General features: G+C 43.9%; 18 protein-coding genes. 12 read left to right on the top strand and 6 right to left on the bottom strand.

The features are described 5' to 3' along the window. Window positions 1–125: 125 nt before the first annotated feature. The 3 genes from B9T34_RS02920 to B9T34_RS18825 form a co-directional block, all read right to left on the bottom strand. Window positions 126–1,013 carry a DMT family transporter gene (locus B9T34_RS02920; protein ID WP_086211682.1) on the bottom strand — a complete coding sequence of 296 codons (888 nt, stop codon included), beginning with the start codon at window positions 1,011–1,013 and terminating at the stop codon, window positions 126–128. Window positions 1,014–1,270: 257 nt separating this feature from the next. Next, window positions 1,271–2,899, bottom strand: a complete 1,629-nt coding sequence (locus B9T34_RS02915; RefSeq protein WP_086211681.1) for a long-chain fatty acid--CoA ligase — start codon at window positions 2,897–2,899, stop codon at window positions 1,271–1,273. Between the two features lie 253 nt (window positions 2,900–3,152). Further along, window positions 3,153–3,326 (bottom strand): hypothetical protein, encoded by a 174-nt coding sequence (locus tag B9T34_RS18825; RefSeq protein WP_171265108.1) that lies wholly within the window; start codon window positions 3,324–3,326, stop codon window positions 3,153–3,155. A gap of 196 nt (window positions 3,327–3,522) precedes the next feature. On the opposite strand from B9T34_RS18825, the gene B9T34_RS02905 reads away from it, so the two are divergent. Further along, window positions 3,523–4,935 (top strand): PLP-dependent aminotransferase family protein, encoded by a 1,413-nt coding sequence (locus tag B9T34_RS02905; RefSeq protein ID WP_086211679.1) that lies wholly within the window; start codon window positions 3,523–3,525, stop codon window positions 4,933–4,935. Between the two features lie 85 nt (window positions 4,936–5,020). On the opposite strand, the gene B9T34_RS02900 is transcribed toward B9T34_RS02905, so the two are convergent. The 3 genes from B9T34_RS02900 to B9T34_RS02890 form a co-directional block, all read right to left on the bottom strand. After that, window positions 5,021–6,328 (bottom strand): DcaP family trimeric outer membrane transporter, encoded by a 1,308-nt coding sequence (locus tag B9T34_RS02900; protein WP_086211678.1) that lies wholly within the window; start codon window positions 6,326–6,328, stop codon window positions 5,021–5,023. 116 nt (window positions 6,329–6,444) lie between these two features. Next, entirely contained in the window at window positions 6,445–7,821 is a 1,377-nt protein-coding gene (locus B9T34_RS02895) for an MFS transporter (protein ID WP_086211677.1), read from the bottom strand. A 331-nt stretch (window positions 7,822–8,152) separates the two neighbouring features. Then, entirely contained in the window at window positions 8,153–9,067 is a 915-nt protein-coding gene (locus B9T34_RS02890; protein ID WP_086211676.1) for a LysR family transcriptional regulator, read from the bottom strand. Between the two features lie 116 nt (window positions 9,068–9,183). Here B9T34_RS02890 and B9T34_RS02885 point away from each other — a divergent pair, with 116 nt between their 5' ends. The 11 genes from B9T34_RS02885 to B9T34_RS02835 form a co-directional block, all read left to right on the top strand. Further along, entirely contained in the window at window positions 9,184–10,293 is a 1,110-nt protein-coding gene (locus tag B9T34_RS02885; RefSeq protein ID WP_086211675.1) for a muconate/chloromuconate family cycloisomerase, read from the top strand. A gap of 26 nt (window positions 10,294–10,319) precedes the next feature. Continuing rightward, window positions 10,320–10,610: a muconolactone Delta-isomerase gene (gene catC, locus B9T34_RS02880; RefSeq protein ID WP_086211674.1), complete on the top strand. Its 291-nt coding sequence runs from the start codon at window positions 10,320–10,322 to the stop codon at window positions 10,608–10,610. A 122-nt stretch (window positions 10,611–10,732) separates the two neighbouring features. Beyond that, window positions 10,733–11,653 carry a catechol 1,2-dioxygenase gene (gene catA, locus B9T34_RS02875; protein WP_086211673.1) on the top strand — a complete coding sequence of 307 codons (921 nt, stop codon included), beginning with the start codon at window positions 10,733–10,735 and terminating at the stop codon, window positions 11,651–11,653. Window positions 11,654–11,734: 81 nt separating this feature from the next. After that, window positions 11,735–13,132: a benzoate 1,2-dioxygenase large subunit gene (gene benA, locus B9T34_RS02870; protein WP_086211672.1), complete on the top strand. Its 1,398-nt coding sequence runs from the start codon at window positions 11,735–11,737 to the stop codon at window positions 13,130–13,132. Beyond that, window positions 13,129–13,638: a benzoate 1,2-dioxygenase small subunit gene (benB, locus tag B9T34_RS02865; RefSeq protein ID WP_086211671.1), complete on the top strand. Its 510-nt coding sequence runs from the start codon at window positions 13,129–13,131 to the stop codon at window positions 13,636–13,638. Before benA ends, benB begins: the two co-directional genes overlap by 4 nt. A 90-nt stretch (window positions 13,639–13,728) precedes the next feature. Next, a complete protein-coding gene (benC, locus tag B9T34_RS02860; RefSeq protein ID WP_086211670.1) occupies window positions 13,729–14,745 on the top strand; it encodes a benzoate 1,2-dioxygenase electron transfer component BenC in 1,017 nt (338 codons plus the stop codon). 18 nt (window positions 14,746–14,763) lie between these two features. After that, window positions 14,764–15,549: a benzoate diol dehydrogenase BenD gene (gene benD / locus B9T34_RS02855; protein WP_086211669.1), complete on the top strand. Its 786-nt coding sequence runs from the start codon at window positions 14,764–14,766 to the stop codon at window positions 15,547–15,549. A 54-nt stretch (window positions 15,550–15,603) separates the two neighbouring features. Beyond that, window positions 15,604–16,830 (top strand): benzoate/H(+) symporter BenE, encoded by a 1,227-nt coding sequence (gene benE / locus B9T34_RS02850; RefSeq protein WP_086211668.1) that lies wholly within the window; start codon window positions 15,604–15,606, stop codon window positions 16,828–16,830. Between the two features lie 45 nt (window positions 16,831–16,875). Next, window positions 16,876–17,562, top strand: coding sequence for a 3-oxoacid CoA-transferase subunit A (locus B9T34_RS02845; protein WP_086211667.1), 687 nt, complete (start codon window positions 16,876–16,878; stop codon window positions 17,560–17,562). A gap of 18 nt (window positions 17,563–17,580) precedes the next feature. Continuing rightward, complete coding sequence (locus B9T34_RS02840) at window positions 17,581–18,234, top strand: 3-oxoacid CoA-transferase subunit B (protein WP_086211666.1); 654 nt, start codon at window positions 17,581–17,583, stop codon at window positions 18,232–18,234. A 139-nt stretch (window positions 18,235–18,373) separates the two neighbouring features. Beyond that, window positions 18,374–18,892 (top strand): beta-ketoacyl synthase N-terminal-like domain-containing protein (locus B9T34_RS02835; RefSeq protein ID WP_265733471.1); only part of this gene is annotated, 519 nt, incomplete at its 3' end.

Here is an 18,892-nt window from a genome sequence, read left to right as displayed (position 1 = left end):
GTGTTCTTTATGATTTGAACCGATGAAGAGCACCATTTACTGGATGCTGAGACTTCCAGTAAGCGATGAATTTATTTAATGCTTGCATCAAGAACTTACGCGCTTGCTTGGATGCCAGCATAGCATTAAGCCCAAATGACCATAATGGCAGCGATAACTACCAGCCCTAAGCCCCAATGATCAGTTCGCGCGAGCTTTTCTTTAAAGAAATATGCTGAAATCAGCAAACTGAACAGGATCTCAATTTGTCCAAGCGTTTTCACAATAGCGACCGACTGCATGCTCATAGCAGTAAACCAGCCCAATGAAGCCAAAAAGCTGCAGACACTGACTTTAAAAGTCATTCCTATGCGCTGTCCCATCGCTTTTAGGGTATGCCGGCTAAAAAGCACTAAATACAGCAGCATGCTCAAGCATTGAAAGCCAATGATACAAAGCAATACCCACGAAGCCCGATGCAGAAAAGGCAGACTCTGAAGTTCTAGGCTCGCTTCACGCACTAACAATGAAGTGATGGCAAAACATAGGCCACTGCCTACCCCAATCACTAAAGTTTTGACCGAAAGCTGCTGTAATTGACTGCCTTTACTGAGTAAAAACACCGCACCGCCGCCAATCGCTACACCAACCCAGCCCAAAGCGCTTAAATGATCTTGCAGAAACATAACCGCAATCAACGCTGCTAGAATGGCTTCGCTTTTTGCAAGCCCAACACCTATGGCATAGTTCTTTTGTTTAAATAGCAGAACCATAAGAATGGTTGCTAAAATTTGACTGCAGCCTGCAATAAAGATGTACAGCCAAAACTTAGGCGTAAAACTGACATGCTGACTAATTGGATGTGACTGATACAGCCAGAAAATATATGCTGCGGCAAAAGGAAACCCAAACAGAAAGCGCGCCAATGTGACTCCATATACATCGACTGTCGTACTTAATTGCTTTTGAAAGGCATTGCGCCACGACTGCATAAATGCAGCCATCAAAGTAAATAGAATCCAGCTGGAAATCATGAAAAGCCTAAATTGCAGTGCTTGTGACGAATGGATAAGGCTGCAATGTACTCCCTTTTATGCTGTATTACGAGCCAAACAGCGGCTTTGAATGATTGAACTTTGTTATATTTCCCTAAAGGATTTTTTATCATTCTCTGATTATTGCAAAGGTCAAATAATGCTTTAAGCCATACCATTCGGCACTCTATATAAACAAAAAAGCCCAATCATTGATTAGGCTTTTTTATGATTAAATAAATAATTGCTCAGCCATATTAACTTGCAAGCAAAACATTGCCATACAATTCACGCAGATCTTTTTTCAGCATTTTACCTGTGCCACTGAGTGGAATGCTGTCTACAAAAACCACCTTGTCTGGAATTTGCCATTTAGCCACTTTGTCAGCAAAGTAATCTAAAATTTCAGTTTCAGATACATCAGCATCAGGTTTTTTAATGGCAATTAAAACTGGACGCTCATCCCATTTTGGATGAACTGCTGCAATGACAGCGGCCATAGCAATTTTAGAATGCCCCATCGCTAAGTTTTCCAGCTCAACTGAAGAAATCCATTCGCCGCCAGATTTAATCAGATCTTTGGAACGGTCACTGATTTTCAAATAACCGTCTTCATTTAAAGTCGCAATATCACCTGTGTCAAACCAGCCATCTGAAGTCAGTGCAGATTCTGCTTTGCCAAAGTAATTATTCAGAATCCAGTGGCCTTTAATTTGCAAATTACCTGAAGTCTGTCCATCACGCTCCAGTTCATGCGTGCCTTTCTCTTCATCGGTAATTCGTAAATCTACACCAAATGGCGGACGGCCTTGTGACAGGCGGATTTGCATTTTCTCTTCGTCACTGAGCGATGCATGCTTCGCCTTGTACTGACATGATGTGCCCAGCGGACTGGTTTCAGTCATGCCCCATGCATGAATAGTTTCACAGTTAAACTGCTCTTTAAACACCTTCATCATAGCAGGAGGACACGCAGAGCCGCCTACAACATTGCGTTTCAGGCTGTCCAGCGTAGAGCCTGACTGAACTGCAGCATTAATTAAACCTTGCCAAATGGTCGGCACACCCAACGCTACAGAGACTTTATAGGTATCAATCATATTGGCTAAGCTAGCGCCATCCAAGCCTGGGCCCGGAAGTACCAAGGTACAGCCCACCATTGCTGCTGCGTATGGCGTACCCCAAGCATTCACATGAAACATAGGCACTACAGGCAGCATAATGTCACGTGCAGAGATATTTAAAGAGTCTGGCATACAAATGCCATAGCTATGTAAAACAGTTGAACGGTGGCTATACAGCACGCCTTTTGGGTTGCCTGTTGTACCAGAGGTATAGCAAAGCGAACTGGCTGTCAGTTCATCAAATTCTGGCCATGCAAATTGTTCTGAATGCTCTGCAATTAAATCATCATAAAATTTTATGTCAGGCAGCTGTTCAGAAACTGCAGCATCTGGCGCATCTAGACAAATAAAATGCTCTACACTTTTCAGCATTGGCTTTACAGCTTTAATCAGCGGCAGAAAAGTCTTATCAAATAAAATGACTTTGTCAGCAGCATCATTAATAATAAATACCAGCTGTTCTGGGAATAAGCGTGGATTGATGGTATGGCAGACCATGCCGCTGCCCGAAATGGCATACCATGATTCTAAATGGCGGTGGTTATTCCATGCGATTGTCGCTACGCGGTCGCCCAATTTTGCGCCCAAAGCTTCTAATGCATTGGCAAAACGTTTTGAATTTTCGCGTATATTGCCCCAAGTCGTTTCAGTAATGCTTAAATCGGTGTTTTTAGAAATAATCAATGTGTCAGCGTGATAGCGACCTGCATGTTCAATCATACTGCTGATTAATAAAGGCTGAAACATCATATTGCCAAGCATCCTGGACTCCTTATGCTTTTATTCATTTATATGCCAAACTGGCTTTTACACGGCAATCCTCTGCGCGTGCTATTTCACTGATGCGCTAAATTTATACGCATCAAATCTGTACATTTGTTTTAACCTAGAATCTAAATTTTGACTACTGTTTTCTTTGAACTGAAAATCCGCTTTTCAGCAATAAAAAAATCACCCAGTATTGCTGAGTGATTCCAGAGATTTGCTATGTATACTGAGTGTTATTCAGCCATGCTCAACCCATATTAATTTTATCTGCGTTAATGGCAATGATCACACCAATACAGAACAGCCCTGCGTAGACCGAAAACCAGATCAGCATATTTTTAAATGCTTTGTCTGAAAGCTCACTTTCTGCATATTGCTGCACTTTGCGAACTGGCTCATTGTGTTTCATCGAATCTTTCATCACAGTCTCCTGTATGCTTTTTTGATCTGTTTGCATTATGAAAAAGATATAGATTGCTGTATAGACACAAATAATTATAAAAAAAATATAACAGATTAAAAGAAAGGCACAAATACTGTTATAAAACCTTTGATTTTTGATTAATTTTTTAGACAATAATCAATACAGATGAATTTTTGGTAATGGCCGAGACGCAATGTATAAATCTGAACAGCTGAGCCTGCGTTTAAGGCAAATGATTGAAAATGGTGTCTGGCAGGCGCATGAAAAATTGCCCTCTATACGTGAGCAAACGCAGCTGTCTGGCTTAAGCCTCATTACTGTGCTGAACGCTTATCAGACCCTAGAGGCTCAAGGGCTGGTCTATGCTAAAAATAAATCAGGATTCTATGTTGCACCACAGCATGATGAGCAGTTACAGCCTATCAACAGCAATGAAGTCAGTTTTAAGAAAAATGTCCAGATCAACTCCGTGGTTTTTCACTTTTTAAAATCTATTCAATCTGACGAAATATTGCCTTTCGGTTCTGCCTTTCCAAATTCGGAATTGCTCTATAACCAGAAATTTATGCAGCTGCTGGCACAGCATGCAAAACGTAAAAGCAGCTATTTAAACAGTGCCAGTATGCCGCCAGGCAATCTCAGTTTAAGAAAGCTGATTGCTCAACGTTATATTTTACAAGGGATGTCATGCTCTCCTGATGACATTGTCATTACATCTGGCGCACTGGAAGCTTTAAATCTATCCTTACAGGCACTGACCAAAGCTGGCGATTATATTCTGCTGCAGCAAAGTGTATTTTACGGCGCATGGCAAGCAGCTGAACGCTTAGGGCTGCATGTCATTACGATTCCAGAACATCCCAAACATGGTTTCGATTTGGCTGCATTTGAACAAGCGCTCAAACAATACCCCATCAAAGTGTGCTGGCTCATGCTGAATGTGCAAAACCCCATTGGCTGTACAGTATCGGACAGCATAAAACAGCGTATTGCTGAACTCTTGCATGAGTATCAAGTTTATTTGATTGAAGATGATGTCTATGCAGAACTGCATTATGACCACCATAAACCTTTGCCCATGAGCTATTTTGACCCTTATCAGCGCGTACTGCATTGCTCGTCTTTTTCAAAAACTTTAGGCATGGGCACTCGTATCGGCTGGGTGCACACAGGCCAATTTTCTGATGCTATTCAGCATTTACAGCTGATGAGCACCTTGTCCGCCAGCGCATTAATTCAAAATGCTTTGGTCGATTTTCTATCACACCATCATTATGAGAAGCATTTAAGACAGCTGCGTAAACAACTCGAAAAATCTAAAAAGGCGTATTGGCAATTTCTGAAACAGAATCTGCCCAAAGACTGCGATACCTTTTATTACCCCAGCGGTTATTTTCTTTGGATTCAACTCCCTAAGCATTGTGATAGTTTTAAAATTTATGAAGCATTATTAGAATCTCATATCGGCATTGCACCCAGCCTACTGTTTATGCCTGAAAACAGTTCACAAAACTTTTTAAGGCTGAACTGCTCCTATGCCTTGAGTGATGAAATTGAACAAGCCTTATGGCTCATCTGTAAGACCATAGAAGCTCATAGCATTTAAAGTGCATAATCTTAATGTAGCTGCGAATACAACAAAAAAGCCTGAGCTTTACTCAGGCTTTTTATAAAGTTCTAAGCAATCTGTCTTAGAAATTATACATCGCTACCGCATTTAAACGGTTATCTTCACCTTTGGTGCTGCCGTTTGGCGCGGCGCCAAAAGCCTCACGTTCACCGTATACATATTCAAGCCCAAGGCTGATAGGCTTTGTTGGGCTATAGAATACATTGGCCCAAGCTTGCCATAGTTCTTTATTAATCTTGGTTTTATCCGAAAAAGCATTGATATAGCTATTATTTTCATCTGCTTTCATATAACCATAGCCTAATGTGCCGCGCCATTGCGGGCTAAACTGCTGAGTAATGCCTAAGCTGATGGAATCAAATTCATTGGTATCTATAATGTCTTTATTGGCATTGACTACAAACCCTAGGTTCGCCCAAGATACAAAACTGCTGTCGCCTTTAACATGGTAGTAATCTGCTTTCACAACAGTGCGCTCTGTGAGATCCAATTTAGCGCCTAGCCCCACACCCCATGCAGTTTCTGTATCTGCATCCGTTTTCTTTTCTGTGCCCATTGCGCGTGCGCTGACTGCGAAAGTATCGCTGAATTTATGATTTAAACGTGCTGTTAAAGCAGGTAAGCGCATATTGGAACTGTCATCTTTCGAATCTTCAGCTGCTACAACTAAATTGGTCGCAGGATCGAACTTATAGGTATAGCGTACTTGCGGGGTGCGTTTTACCGCGCCGCCGACATAACCCAAGGCATCAATCGTTTCAGGCATATAATCCGGCACGGCAAAGTTTGACCATGTTTGTCCGATCAGCCAGTCACCATAAGTCAAATAAGCATGACGAATACGCAGGGTATCATTTGCGCCTAAGAAATCTACTTCAATTTTACCGCCTACATCGCCTGCCTGTGTTGGTGTTTTAAAATCCAGTCCCAAACGTGTAGCCGCAAGAGAGGCTTTTAAACGGTCTGAACTTTCACCGTTGCCTTCCAAAGGCACTGAGCTGATTTGGTTATATAAACGTGCAGCACTGCCGCCTTCAGATTGATAAAGCGCATCTGCTCGAACGTTGCCATAAACATTCAACTCTGCGCCGCCTTTGGTTTTGAGGCTGAGTCCTTCTGCTTTCATTGCAGGTGTGGAAGCTTGCACAGCAACAGATTCAGATTTTGCTTTAACCTCTGCCAAATTCGCAGATAAGGAATTTTGCTGCTGCACATATTGCTGCATCATGGTTTTAAGCGCTTTCAGCTCTGCCCTCATCTGTTCTACTTCTGCCTCTGATGCTGGCGCAGCCTGTGTTACAGCTGGCAATGCAATGGCACAGGCCAATGTGATCGGTTTAAGCATAAAATTTAAAAATTGAGTATTCATCCTGACCTCTTTGGGCAAAGCCCATTCCTTTTTACAGTTTTTTTGATACAGCGATCCTCTAGCCCCTATGCATGGGCATAAGGGTGTTGAGATTTTTTGTTTTAAAAAATTAAATGTTATGTATTTGCAGCACTTTTAATGGCGGTGTTTTTGATCTGTAGAGATTCCTGAGCTTTAGAGCCTTCTACTGAAGCGTTAAGATTCACCAAGAATACTGCAATAGCTGCAATGGCGCCTGGAATGGCAATCGCCAGAAAATTGATTTGGTGCGGCAGTTCAAAAGTGAGCAGTGCGCCTGTAAGGACTGGCCCAACAATTGCGCCAATTCGACCTATGCCTGAAGCCCATCCCATACCTGTAGAACGGACTGCGGCTGGATAAAACTGTGCGACGAAAGTATAGAGTAAAATTTGCGAGCCAATAGTGGCTGCACCAGCAACTGCAATTAAGGTATACAGTACTGCTTGCGGACTGTTAAAGCCAAGCAGAATCAGTGCAATAGCGCCCACCGCAAACATAATGCTCAGCACAGGCTTTAAGTGGAATTTATCGGCCAATACTCCGCCGCCAATAGCGCCAATCATACCGCCAATATTCAGCGCGAATAAGAACAGCATACTTGCGCCCAGTGAATAGCCTGCTTGGATCATCAGTTTTGGCAGCCAGCTGCCTAAAGCATATACCATCAGCAAGCACATGAAGAAAGCAACCCAAAACATGACTGTACTAAATGTACGGCCTTGCTGAAAGAGCGCTTTTAAAGGCGCTTCGTCACCGACTGAAGCTTCATTCTGAGTAAATATAGTTTGAGCTGTAACATTTTGTTCGGGAGCAATTTTTTGCACAATTGCACGAACCTTTTCAGTTTCGCCTTTCTTGGTTAAAAACATCAGCGATTCAGGTAAAAACTTCCAAATAATGGGCAATGCTAAAAATGGAATACCTGCGATAAAAAACATGATTTTCCAGCCATAATCGGTAATCAGCCATGCGCCTAATAATGCGGATGTCATACCGCCAATCGCATAGCCGCTGAACATCAGCGCAACCAAAGTGCTGCGGATACGCTTAGGCGCATATTCGGTCATTAATGCAACGACATTTGGCATCACGCCGCCAATCCCTAAGCCTGCAAGAAAGCGTAAAATGCCAAATTCAATCGGATTGCTGGCAAAAGCGCCTAAGAATGTAAATCCGCTGAAAATTGCCACGCAAATCATAATGGTCTTTTTACGGCCCAACTTGTCTGACAATGTGCCAAATGACATAGCGCCAAACATCATGCCAAATAAAGCCGTGCTGGCCAGCATACCAGCCTGTACCGCGGAAAGCGACCATTCCTGCATTAAAAGCGGCAATGCAACGCCGTAAATGACCAGATCATAGCCGTCAAAAATAATAATCAATAAACACCAAATCAGCACGCCCCAATGAAATGGCGTAAATTTAGCTTCATCAATTACATGGTTGATATTTATAGGTTGTATATTCATGCTCGCCTCCTGCTTGCGATGTTCCTTGCTAGCGCAAACAATGAAGCAAAGGGTTTTTCATGTCCAAAACCGATTAGCTCTAAATTTATACCTTTTTAGTCGGAGTTCATAAATAATTGATATAGAGCAGACACTTAAAGAAAAAAGATGTATTTAAAACATGCCTAAAACAGCTAAAATTAGTTATTTTTGATCTAATTTTAAGCATAAAAAAACGAATTTAAGACTTTCGCTTAAACTCGCCACAACAATACTATTTACATGATATTTCTAGTTTTATTTTACTTTAATAATGAATGTCTCTGGAACTGAATTTAATGGGCTCAAGCCGCTATATTACTGCCCGATCATATTTTATAGCTTCTAAATCATACACTTGATAAATACTATCAAAGAGTGAACGGATATGTTCGCTTTCATCCATAGAACGTATCGCCAAGAAAATAGGGCTAATAGCAGCGTCATCTAATATAGGAATATAGTTCAAATGTGAAAATTGAATTGTGCGCGCGCTGGCCGGCACGATACAAATTCCTTCTCCGGCCGCCACTAAACCCAATGCCAGCTGAATTTCACGCACTTCTTTCAGATGCTTTGGATCTAGCCCGTATTCAGAAAATAACTGCCGAACTTGAGTAGAAAAATTCGGTTTAGGCATGCTTGGATATAGAAACAGGTTTTCATCCACAATATCTGCTAAATAAATGCCTTCTTTTTGCTGTGCAAAAGGATGGCTGGCATGTGCCGCCAGCAAGAGAGGCTCTTCACGCAACAGCACTCGACGTATGGCAGGATCTGAAATGCGCAAACGGCCAAATCCGACATCAATCCGCCCTTCTTTCAGCGCTAAAATTTGATCTTTGGTGCTCATTTCGATCAATTCAATCTTGAGATTAGGATGCTGCTGACGGAATAAATACACAATTTTAGGCAAAAAGCCATACAGTAATGAACCAACGAAGCCCATGGTAATGGTTTTTTCAACTAAGCCGATACGCTGCGTCATGGTTTTTATCTCTTCAGCATTAGACAAAAGTTTAACAGCATGCTGGTAAAAAAATTGTCCTGCTTCCGTAGTCTTAAGCGGACGGCTGCCGCGCTCAAACAGCTGGATACCCAGCTCCGCTTCTAAGTTCTGTATCTGACGGCTTAAAGGCGGCTGAGCAATAAAGAGTTTCTCTGCCGCTTTGGTAAAACTTTGCTCTTCTACCACTGCAACATAATAACGAAGGTGCCTGAGTTCCATTTCAATCCATACCTTTTAAATATAAAAAAATGCAAATTTGATCTTCGACAGTCAAATATTATTCTTTTAAGGTATATCACATCAAGTACACAACGCAAGGTTGCGAAGAGTCAAAGATGTATAAATCCATTGAAACACTGCTTGTCGAGATACCTACCATTCGCCCTCATAAGATGGCGGTTGCGACAATGCAAACACAAACCCTCGTTTTGATTAAAGTCACAACAGAAGATGGATTTATCGGTTGGGGCGAAGCGACCACTATTGGCGGATTGGGCTACGGTGAAGAAAGTCCGGAAAGCATAAAAACCAATATTGAAACTTATTTTGCGCCACTGATGAAATCGCTGCAGGGTTTGAATGTAGCGAAAACCATGCAAATCATCAAACGGAATATTAATGGCAACCGCTTTGCAAAATGCGCTATTCAAACCGCGTTATTGGACATTCAAGCACAGCGTGTAGGCCTGCCAGTCAGTGAACTGCTTGGCGGCCGTCTGCGTGACAGCGTGCCTGTACTTTGGGTTCTGGCATCAGGCAATACCGAAAAAGATATTGCGGAAGCGCAGAAAATGATTGAGGCAAAACGCCACAACATTTTCAAACTTAAAATTGGCTCACGTCCAGTCGAAGCAGATGTTGAGCATGTGCTCGCCATCAAAAAAGCTTTGGGTGACTGTATTTCTATCCGTGTAGATGTCAACCGCGCTTGGACCGAATTAGAAGCGATCAAAGGCATTCAGCTCTTGCAAGACGGCGGAGTTGATCTGATTGAACAGCCGTGCGCCATTGACAACATAGATGCAATGGAACGTTTAACCCGCAAATTCGATATTGCCATTATGGCAGATGAATCACTGATGGGCCCGCACAGTGCTTATCACTTGGCTAAACGCAATGCTGCATCTGTATTTGCAGTTAAAGTTGCCCAGTCTGGCGGCCTAAGCGAAGGCTGTGAAGTTGCCAAAATTGCTAAATTGGCGGGCATTGACCTGTATGGCGGCACTATGCTTGAAGGCTCTGTAGGCACCATCGCTTCTGCGCATGCGTTTTCCACTTTTGAAAGCCTTGCATACGGCACCGAGCTTTTTGGCCCGCTGCTGCTGACTGAAGAAATTCTAAAAACACCGCTTCAATACCAAAACTTTGAATTGGCTGTACCAAAAACAGCAGGTTTAGGCATTGAACTGGACGAAGACAAAATTGACAACTTGCGCCGTAAATAAGCCTCAAGAATTGACAGGAGTTTCACATGCTTTTTCAAGTACGTATGGACGTGAAGATTCCACTGGATATGCCAGCGGAAACAGCCAATGAGATTAAGGCAGTCGAAAAAGCCTATTCACAAGAATTGCAAAGCCTAGGCAAGTGGCGCCACATTTGGCGTATCACTGGTCAATATTCAAACATCAGTATTTTTGATGTTGAGAGCAATGAAGAACTGCATAGCATTTTGCAAGGGCTTCCGCTTTATCCGTACATGAACATTGAAGTCATGGCGCTAAACCGCCACCCGTCTTCAATTCGTAATGACGACAGCTGATTGAAAGATCAAATGCCTTTTGGGCATTTAATGGAAAATTAAACAAGGATTGTGGCAGCTACGTGAAGCAATGAAGCATCACCTCAGCCACCAAATATATTGCATACTTAAGGAGATTTAGTATGAACCGTCAAGCAATAGATGCACTCGTAAAACAAATGAACGTTGATACAGCAACAGGTCCTGTAGACGCTCGTGTACAGCAGATTACTGTTCGTTTATTAGGTGATTTATTCCAAGCGATTGAAGATTTAGATATTACTCAATCTGAGCTTTGGAAAGGTTTAGAGTATTTTACAGATGCAGGCCAAGCCAACGAATTAGGCCTTTTGGCTGCAGGTTTAGGATTGGAGCACTATTTAGATTTACGCGCTGATGAAGCAGATGCCAAAGCAGGCATTACTGGCGGTACGCCGCGTACGATTGAAGGTCCGCTTTATGTTGCTGGCGCGCCTGAAACTGTAGGTTTTGCCCGTATGGACGATGGCTCTGAAGCTGGAAAAATTCCGACTTTATTCATTGAAGGCACTGTAACAGATACCGATGGCAATATCATTGAAGGCGCTAAAGTTGAAATCTGGCATGCAAACAGCTTAGGCAACTATTCTTTCTTTGATAAATCTCAGTCTGACTTTAACCTGCGCCGTACAATTTTAAGCGATGCGAAAGGTCAATATGTTGCTCAAACCACTATGCCTGTAGGTTATGGCTGTCCTCCAGAAGGCACAACTCAGTTTGTTCTGAACAAACTTGGCCGTCACGGCAACCGCCCGTCTCATGTGCATTATTTCATCTCTGCACCAGGCTACCGAAAACTGACCACTCAATTTAATATTGAAGGCGATAAATACCTTTGGGACGACTTTGCATTTGCAACGCGTGACGGTTTAGTTGCTACTGCTGTTGATGTGACCGATGCTGCTGAAATTGCGCGCCGCGGACAAACAGAAGCATTCAAACACATTACTTTTAATGTTGAACTGGTTAAAGACCAAACTGCAGCGCCTTCAACTGAAGTTGAACGCCGCCGCGCTAGCGCTTAAGACCATCATAGGAAACCCAGATGTCAGTTTTATGACATCTGGGTGACTTCCCCAAAAGAATTGGAAAGTCGGAGAACGGACATGCCTCGTATCCCAGTTATTAACACCAGCCATCTTGATCGTATTGACGAACTTTTAGTTGACGATTTTGAAAGCGGTGAATTTAAGCTTCATCGTTCTGTATTTACAGATCAAGCCCTTTTTGATTTAGAGATGAAATACATCTTTGAAGGCAACTGGGTTTACTTGGCACACGAAAGCCAAATTCCAAATAACAATGATTTCTACACCACGCATATTGGCCGTCAGCCCATCATCATTGCGCGTAACCGCCAAGGTGAACTGAATGCCATGATCAATGCCTGTTCACACCGCGGCGCACAGCTGTGCCGTCATAAAAAAGGCAACAAAGCAACATATACCTGCCCATTTCACGGCTGGACTTTCAATAACTCAGGCAAACTGCTGAAAGTGAAAGATCCTTCAGAAGCGGGCTATTCAGACTGCTTTAACCAAGACGGTTCACATGACTTGAAGAAAGTTGCGCGTTTTGAAAGCTATAAAGGCTTCTTATTCGGCAGCTTAAACCCAGATGTACCGTCTTTAGAAGACTTCTTGGGTGAAACCGCAAAAATCATCGACATGATTGTAGGCCAGTCAGACCAAGGCTTAGAAGTGCTTCGCGGCTCGTCTACCTATACCTATGAAGGCAACTGGAAACTGACTGCTGAAAATGGCGCAGACGGCTATCACGTTTCTGCAGTGCATTGGAACTACGCAGCGACCACTCAGCACCGTAAAGAAGCTCAAGCTGCTGACAACATCCGCGCAATGAGCGCTGGTTCTTGGGGTAAGCAAGGCGGCGGTTCATACGGCTTTGAAAATGGTCATATGCTGCTGTGGACACAATGGGCAAACCCGGAAGACCGTCCAAACTTTGTCAAAGCGGATGAATATACCGAGAAATTTGGCGCGCCAATGTCGAAATGGATGATTGAGCGTTCACGCAATCTGTGCCTGTATCCAAATGTCTATTTGATGGATCAGTTCGGTTCACAAATTCGTGTATTGCGCCCTCTGTCAGTCAACAAAACTGAAGTGACGATTTACTGTATTGCACCTGTAGGCGAAGAGCCGGAAGCGCGTACCCGCCGTATCCGCCAGTATGAAGACTTTTTCAATGCTTCAGGCATGGCTACACCAGATGACCTTGAAGAATTCCGCGCATGCCAAGCTGGCTATGCAGGCATTGAACTGGAATGGAATGACATGTGCCGCGGTTCAAAACACTGGATACAAGGCCCTGACGAAGCAGCAGATGAAATTGGTTTAAAACCAGTACTGAGCGGTATTAAAACTGAAGATGAAGGCCTGTATTTAGCGCAGCACCAATACTGGCTGAAAATGATGAAACAAGCGATTCAGTCAGAAAAAGAATTGGCTGATTTAGAAGCCTCTGCTATGGGAGAAAGCGCATGAATACAGCCGTTCAGCAAAATGCCGTAACGCATGAAAAAATTGCCCAGTTTCTATATAGCGAAGCGCGTTTTTTGGATGATGAACAGTGGGATGATTGGCTGAGCTGCTATGCCCCTACTGCCTCATTTTGGATGCCGGCTTGGGACGATGATGACAAACTCACCGAAGACCCTCAGTCTGAAATTTCATTGATCTACTACCCAGACCGTCAAGGTTTGGAAGACCGTGTATTCCGTATTAAAACAGAGCGTTCATCTGCAACTATGCCAGATACTCGCACCAGCCATAACATCAGCAATATTGAAGTTGTGGCGCAGGACGGTGACAAAGTGACTGTCCGCTTTAACTGGAATACATTGAGCTTCCGCTACAAAACCAACTACAGCTATTTTGGCATGTCGCGCTATGAAATTGATTTTTCAGGTGATCAGCCACAAATTCTAAGCAAGTATGTTGTGCTCAAAAATGATTATATCAACCAAGTAATTGATATTTATCACCTCTAAGACTGTTTATACAGCAAGGTAAAACCTTTCAGCCAGAAGGACATTTGGCTGAAAGGATTAGTTTCAAAGATTTATATAGGATATTCAGCCATGTCAAACCACAATGTAGCGCTTCAATTTGAAGATGGCGTAACACGTTTTATTTCTGTTGCACAAGGTGAAACCTTATCGGATGCGGCATATCGCCAAAAGATCAATATTCCTCTGGACTGCCGAGACGGTGCTTGCGGTACATGCCGCGCATTTTGTGAATCAGGTTCGTTTGACATGCCTGAAGAAACGTATATTGAAGATGCTCTGACACCAGAAGAAGCAGCTGAAGGCTATATTTTAGCTTGCCAATGCAAACCAACTTCAGATGCAGTATTCCAAATTCAAGCATCATCAGATGTCTGCAAAACAGAAATTCATGAATTTAAAGGCACATTAGCCCGCGTAGAAAATTTATCTGATTCGACGATCACCTTTGATATTCAGCTGGATGATGGACAGCCAGAGATTAACTTCTTAGCTGGCCAATATGTGAATGTGAGTATTCCTGGTACAGATGAAACCCGTTCTTACTCTTTCAGCTCAAAACCAGGCAACCGCTTAACAGGCTTTGTCGTGCGCAATGTGCCTGAAGGCAAAATGAGTTCATTCCTGAGCGCCGATGCCAAAGCTGGCGTTTCAATGACATTCAAAGGTCCATTCGGCAGTTTCTACCTGCGCAATGTGGTGCGTCCAGTTGTAATGCTGGCTGGCGGTACAGGCATTGCCCCATTTATGTCTATGCTGCAAGTACTGGAAGAAAAAGGCTCAGAACAGCCTGTTCGCCTTGTTTTTGGTGTGACCAATGACTTTGACTTGGTGGCAATAGAAAAACTGAATGAACTGCAAGACAAATTCCCTTGGTTCGAATACCGCACTGTCATTGCGAACCCAGAATCTGCACATGCGCGTAAAGGTTATGTCACTGGCCATATTGAAAACGAATGGCTGAATGGCGGCGATGTGGATGTCTATTTATGCGGTCCTGTGCCAATGGTCGAAGCGGTTCGCGGCTGGTTAGACGCTGAAGGCGTAAAACCTGCAAACTTCCTGTTTGAAAAATTCTCTGCAAACTAATTGAAAGGAAATTTTTCTATGTCGGATCGTCAAAGATTTTTAAATAAAGTCATCATTGTGACTGGTGCTGCTCAAGGTATCGGCCGCGGTGTAGCGCTTCAAGCTGCACGTGAAGGCGCACAAGTGATCTTAGCTGATTATTCAGATTTTGTAGAAGAGACACTTGCTGAAATTGAAGCGCAAAATGGTGATGCCATCATCGTTAAAGCCAACTTAGAAACTTATGCAGGTGCAGCTGAAGTTGTCGCCAAAGCCATAGAAACCTACGGCCGCATTGATGTACTGATTAACAACGTTGGCGGTGCAATTTGGATGAAGCCTTTCACCGAATTTAGCCCTGAAGAAATTGAAAAAGAAGTCAGCCGTTCACTGTTTCCAACCATGTGGTGCTGCCATGCTGTGTTGCCTGAAATGTTAAAAAATCAGGCAGGCGTGATTGTCAATGTTTCGTCAATTGCAACATGCGGCATTAACCGTATTCCTTATTCTGCCTCTAAAGGCGGTGTAAATGCTTTAACCAAATCTTTAGCTTTTTGCCATTCGAAAGATGGCATTCGTGTTAATGCTGTGGCCACTGGCGGTACAGAAGCGCCGCCGCGCAAAATTCCGCGCAATGCCAACCCATTAACAGCGTCTGAAAAACAGTGGATGCAGGAAGTTGTAGACCAAACCATTGACCGGACATTCTTAGGACGTTACGGCACTATTCAGGAACAAGTGAACGCAATTCTATTCCTTGCTTCTGATGAGTCTTCATATATGACAGGCACGGTTGTGCCCGTTGGCGGCGGTGATCAGGGTTAAGCCTGAACTGCCATAGTACAGGATCATTGATTTATCAGCATGGAGGCACGAACAATGGCGACCCTGTTAAACACGCTGAAAGAGGATTGGTCACTCTCCGCTACAGTGGCAGGATTCTTAGCGGTTTTGATTTCATATTCAGGACCGCTGATCATCTTTTTCCAAGCTGCGCAAAAAGCACAAGTTGCTCCAGAAATGATGATTTCATGGATTTGGGGCATCTCAATTGGCGCAGCTGCAGCAGGTATCTTTTTATCCATTAAATATAAAGTGCCAGTGATTACAGCTTGGTCTGCCCCAGGTACTGCGCTGCTGGTTACACTGTTTCCAAATATTTCATTAAATGAAGCTGTTGCTGCCTATATTACGGCAGCTTTAGTGATTTTATTCATTGGACTCAGCGGCTACTTCGACAAGCTTTTGAAATGGATACCACAGTCAATTGCTGCAGCCATGATGGCAGGTATTTTGTTTCAGTTCGGCCTCGGTTTATTTACCTCAACCGACAGCATGCCGCTGATTGTCTTTGGCATGCTGTTGGTCTTTTTAGTTTCAAAACGATTAAACCCGCGCTACAGCATGGTTTGGGTGTTGCTGGCAGGCGTGCTGCTGAGTTTATTTTTTGGAAAAATGAATCCTGTTTCTGTCGATTTTAGTCTAGCTATTCCACAGTGGATCAGCCCTGAATGGACCATGAACAGCATGCTGAATCTTGCCCTGCCGCTGATTTTAGTCAGTCTGACAGGACAATTTTTGCCCGGCATGGCCATTATGAAGCTCAGCGGTTATGACACTCCTGCCAAACCCATTATTACCGCAACCAGTATTGCCTCTTTAGCGGTAGCTTGTGTGGGCGGTATTACCATTGTTTTAGCTTCGATCACTGCTGCGCTGTGCATGGGTAAAGATGCGCATGAGTTGAAAGAAAAGCGCTATATCGCGGGTATTGCAAATGGCTTGTTCTACATTTTAGGCGGCTTATTTGCAGGCAGTATTGTCATGCTGTTCAGTTTGCTACCGAAAGAACTGGTGGCTGCTCTTGCAGGACTCGCTTTACTTGGCGCAATTTCCACCAATATTTCTGTTGCCATGAAAGATGAAGCTGAACGGGATGCTGCGCTCATCACGTTTTTAGCAACGGCATCAGGCATGCATTTCTTAGGACTAAGTTCAGTATTTTGGGGTATTTGTATCGGCATTATTGCCCATCTTTTATTGACTAAACCTAAGCAGGACATTTCGGCAGTTGTGGCCCCTGCTGCGCGACCAGATTCTAAATAATTTTTGTTATGCATATCGCCACATTATTTGGCCTTAGGAACGATTATGATTGATAAAAGCACAGCTTCTTTAACAGAAGCACTCTCCCAGATTAAAGATGGCTCAACCATCATGATTGGCGGTTTTGGTACTGCTGGCCAGCCAGCAGAGCTGATTGACGGACTGATTGAGCTGGGCATTAAAGACCTCGTCATCGTCAACAATAACGCAGGCAATGGCGATTACGGACTTGCCAAACTGCTGAAAGCAGGCGCTGTGCGTAAAATCATCTGCTCTTTCCCGCGCCAATCCGACTCGTGGGTGTTTGATGAACTTTACCGCGCTGGAAAAATTGAACTCGAACTGGTGCCTCAGGGCAATTTGGCTTGCCGCATTCAGGCTGCAGGTATGGGTTTAGGACCAATCTATACGCCTACAGGTTTTGGCACCTTGCTGGCTGAAGGCAAACCCACATTGAATTACGAAGGCAAAGACTTCGTCTTAGAAAATCCAATTAAAGCGGATTTTGCCCTGATTAAAGCCCATCAAGGCGACCGCTGGGGCAACTTGGTCTACAACAAATCTGCACGCAACTTTGGCCCGATTATGGCCATGGCAGCAGACGTGACCATTGCGCAAGTTGCCGAGGTGGTTGAATTAGGCGCATTAGACCCAGAGCATATTATTACCCCAGGCATCTTTGTACAGCACGTGGTGGCTGTCGGTCATAAACAACTTGAGCAATCTGCTTAATCACGTGAGGATGAAACCATGAGCTATACCAAATTAACACGTGACCAGATTGCAGAACGCGTTGCGCAAGATATTCCAGATGGCGCTTATGTCAATCTCGGCATTGGATTGCCGACTAAAATCGCCAGCTATTTGCCTTCAGATAAAGATGTGTTTCTGCATTCTGAAAATGGTCTGCTGGCTTTTGGCCCGCCGCCTGCAGAAGAAGACCGTGACCCAGAGCTGATCAATGCCGGCAAAGAATTTGTAACGATGCTGACTGGCGGAGCTTTCTTCCACCATGGCGACTCTTTTGCCATGATGCGCGGCGGTCACCTAGACATCGCCGTTTTAGGCGCTTTCCAAGTGGCTGAAAATGGTGATTTGGCCAACTGGCATACGGGCGCGCCAGATGCAATCCCAGCTGTGGGCGGCGCAATGGATTTGGCCGTAGGCGCAAAGAAAGTTTTTATCACCACAGATCATGTAACCAAAAAAGGCGAACCGAAAATTGTCGCTGAACTGGCTTACCCCGCAACTGGTTTGAAATGCGTAGACCGTATTTACACCGATCTATGCGTCATTGATGTAACTCAAAATGGTATGACCGTGATTGAAAAAGTTGAGGGCTTGAGCTTTGAAGAATTACAGTCAATGACCGGCGCCAAGCTAGTGGACGGTACATCAAGTTAATACAGAATGAATGATTAATCCCCCTAAATCCCCCTTTTTCAAAGGGGGACTTTAAGCCCTCGACATTTAAGTCAGATTGGAAAGTCTCCCTCCTTTTAGGAGGGATTAAGGGAGGTTAAAAGATTTGGAAAGAAACAATATGAAAAACGCATACATCATCGATGCCATCCGTACACCTTTCGGCCGCTATGCAGGTGGACTTGCACCTGTACGTGCAGATGACTTAGGCGCATTGCCAATTAAAGCTTTAATGGAACGTAACCCAACTGTGAATTGGGAACAGGTGGATGACGTCATTTACGGCTGCGCCAACCAAGCCGGTGAAGACAACCGTAATGTCGGACGTATGTCTGCGCTGTTGGCAGGTTTACCATATCAAGTGCCTGCAACCACAGTGAACCGTTTATGCGGATCATCCCTTGATGCGGTTGCTATGGCAGCTCGCGCAATTAAAGCAGGTGAAGCTGAACTAATTATTGCAGGCGGCGTAGAAAGCATGTCACGCGCACCCTTTGTAATGGGTAAATCTGACAGCGCATATGGCCGCAGCCAAAAGATTGAAGACACCACCATGGGCTGGCGTTTCATTAACCCTAAACTAAAGGAAATGTATGGTGTAGAAACCATGCCGCAGACCGCTGAAAATGTTGCGGAGCAG

Source organism: Acinetobacter sp. ANC 3813 (assembly GCF_002135435.1).
GTDB lineage: Bacteria > Pseudomonadota > Gammaproteobacteria > Pseudomonadales > Moraxellaceae > Acinetobacter.
The sequence above is the reverse complement of the archived record's forward strand: the minus strand, read 5'-3'. Positions and strand labels throughout refer to the sequence as shown.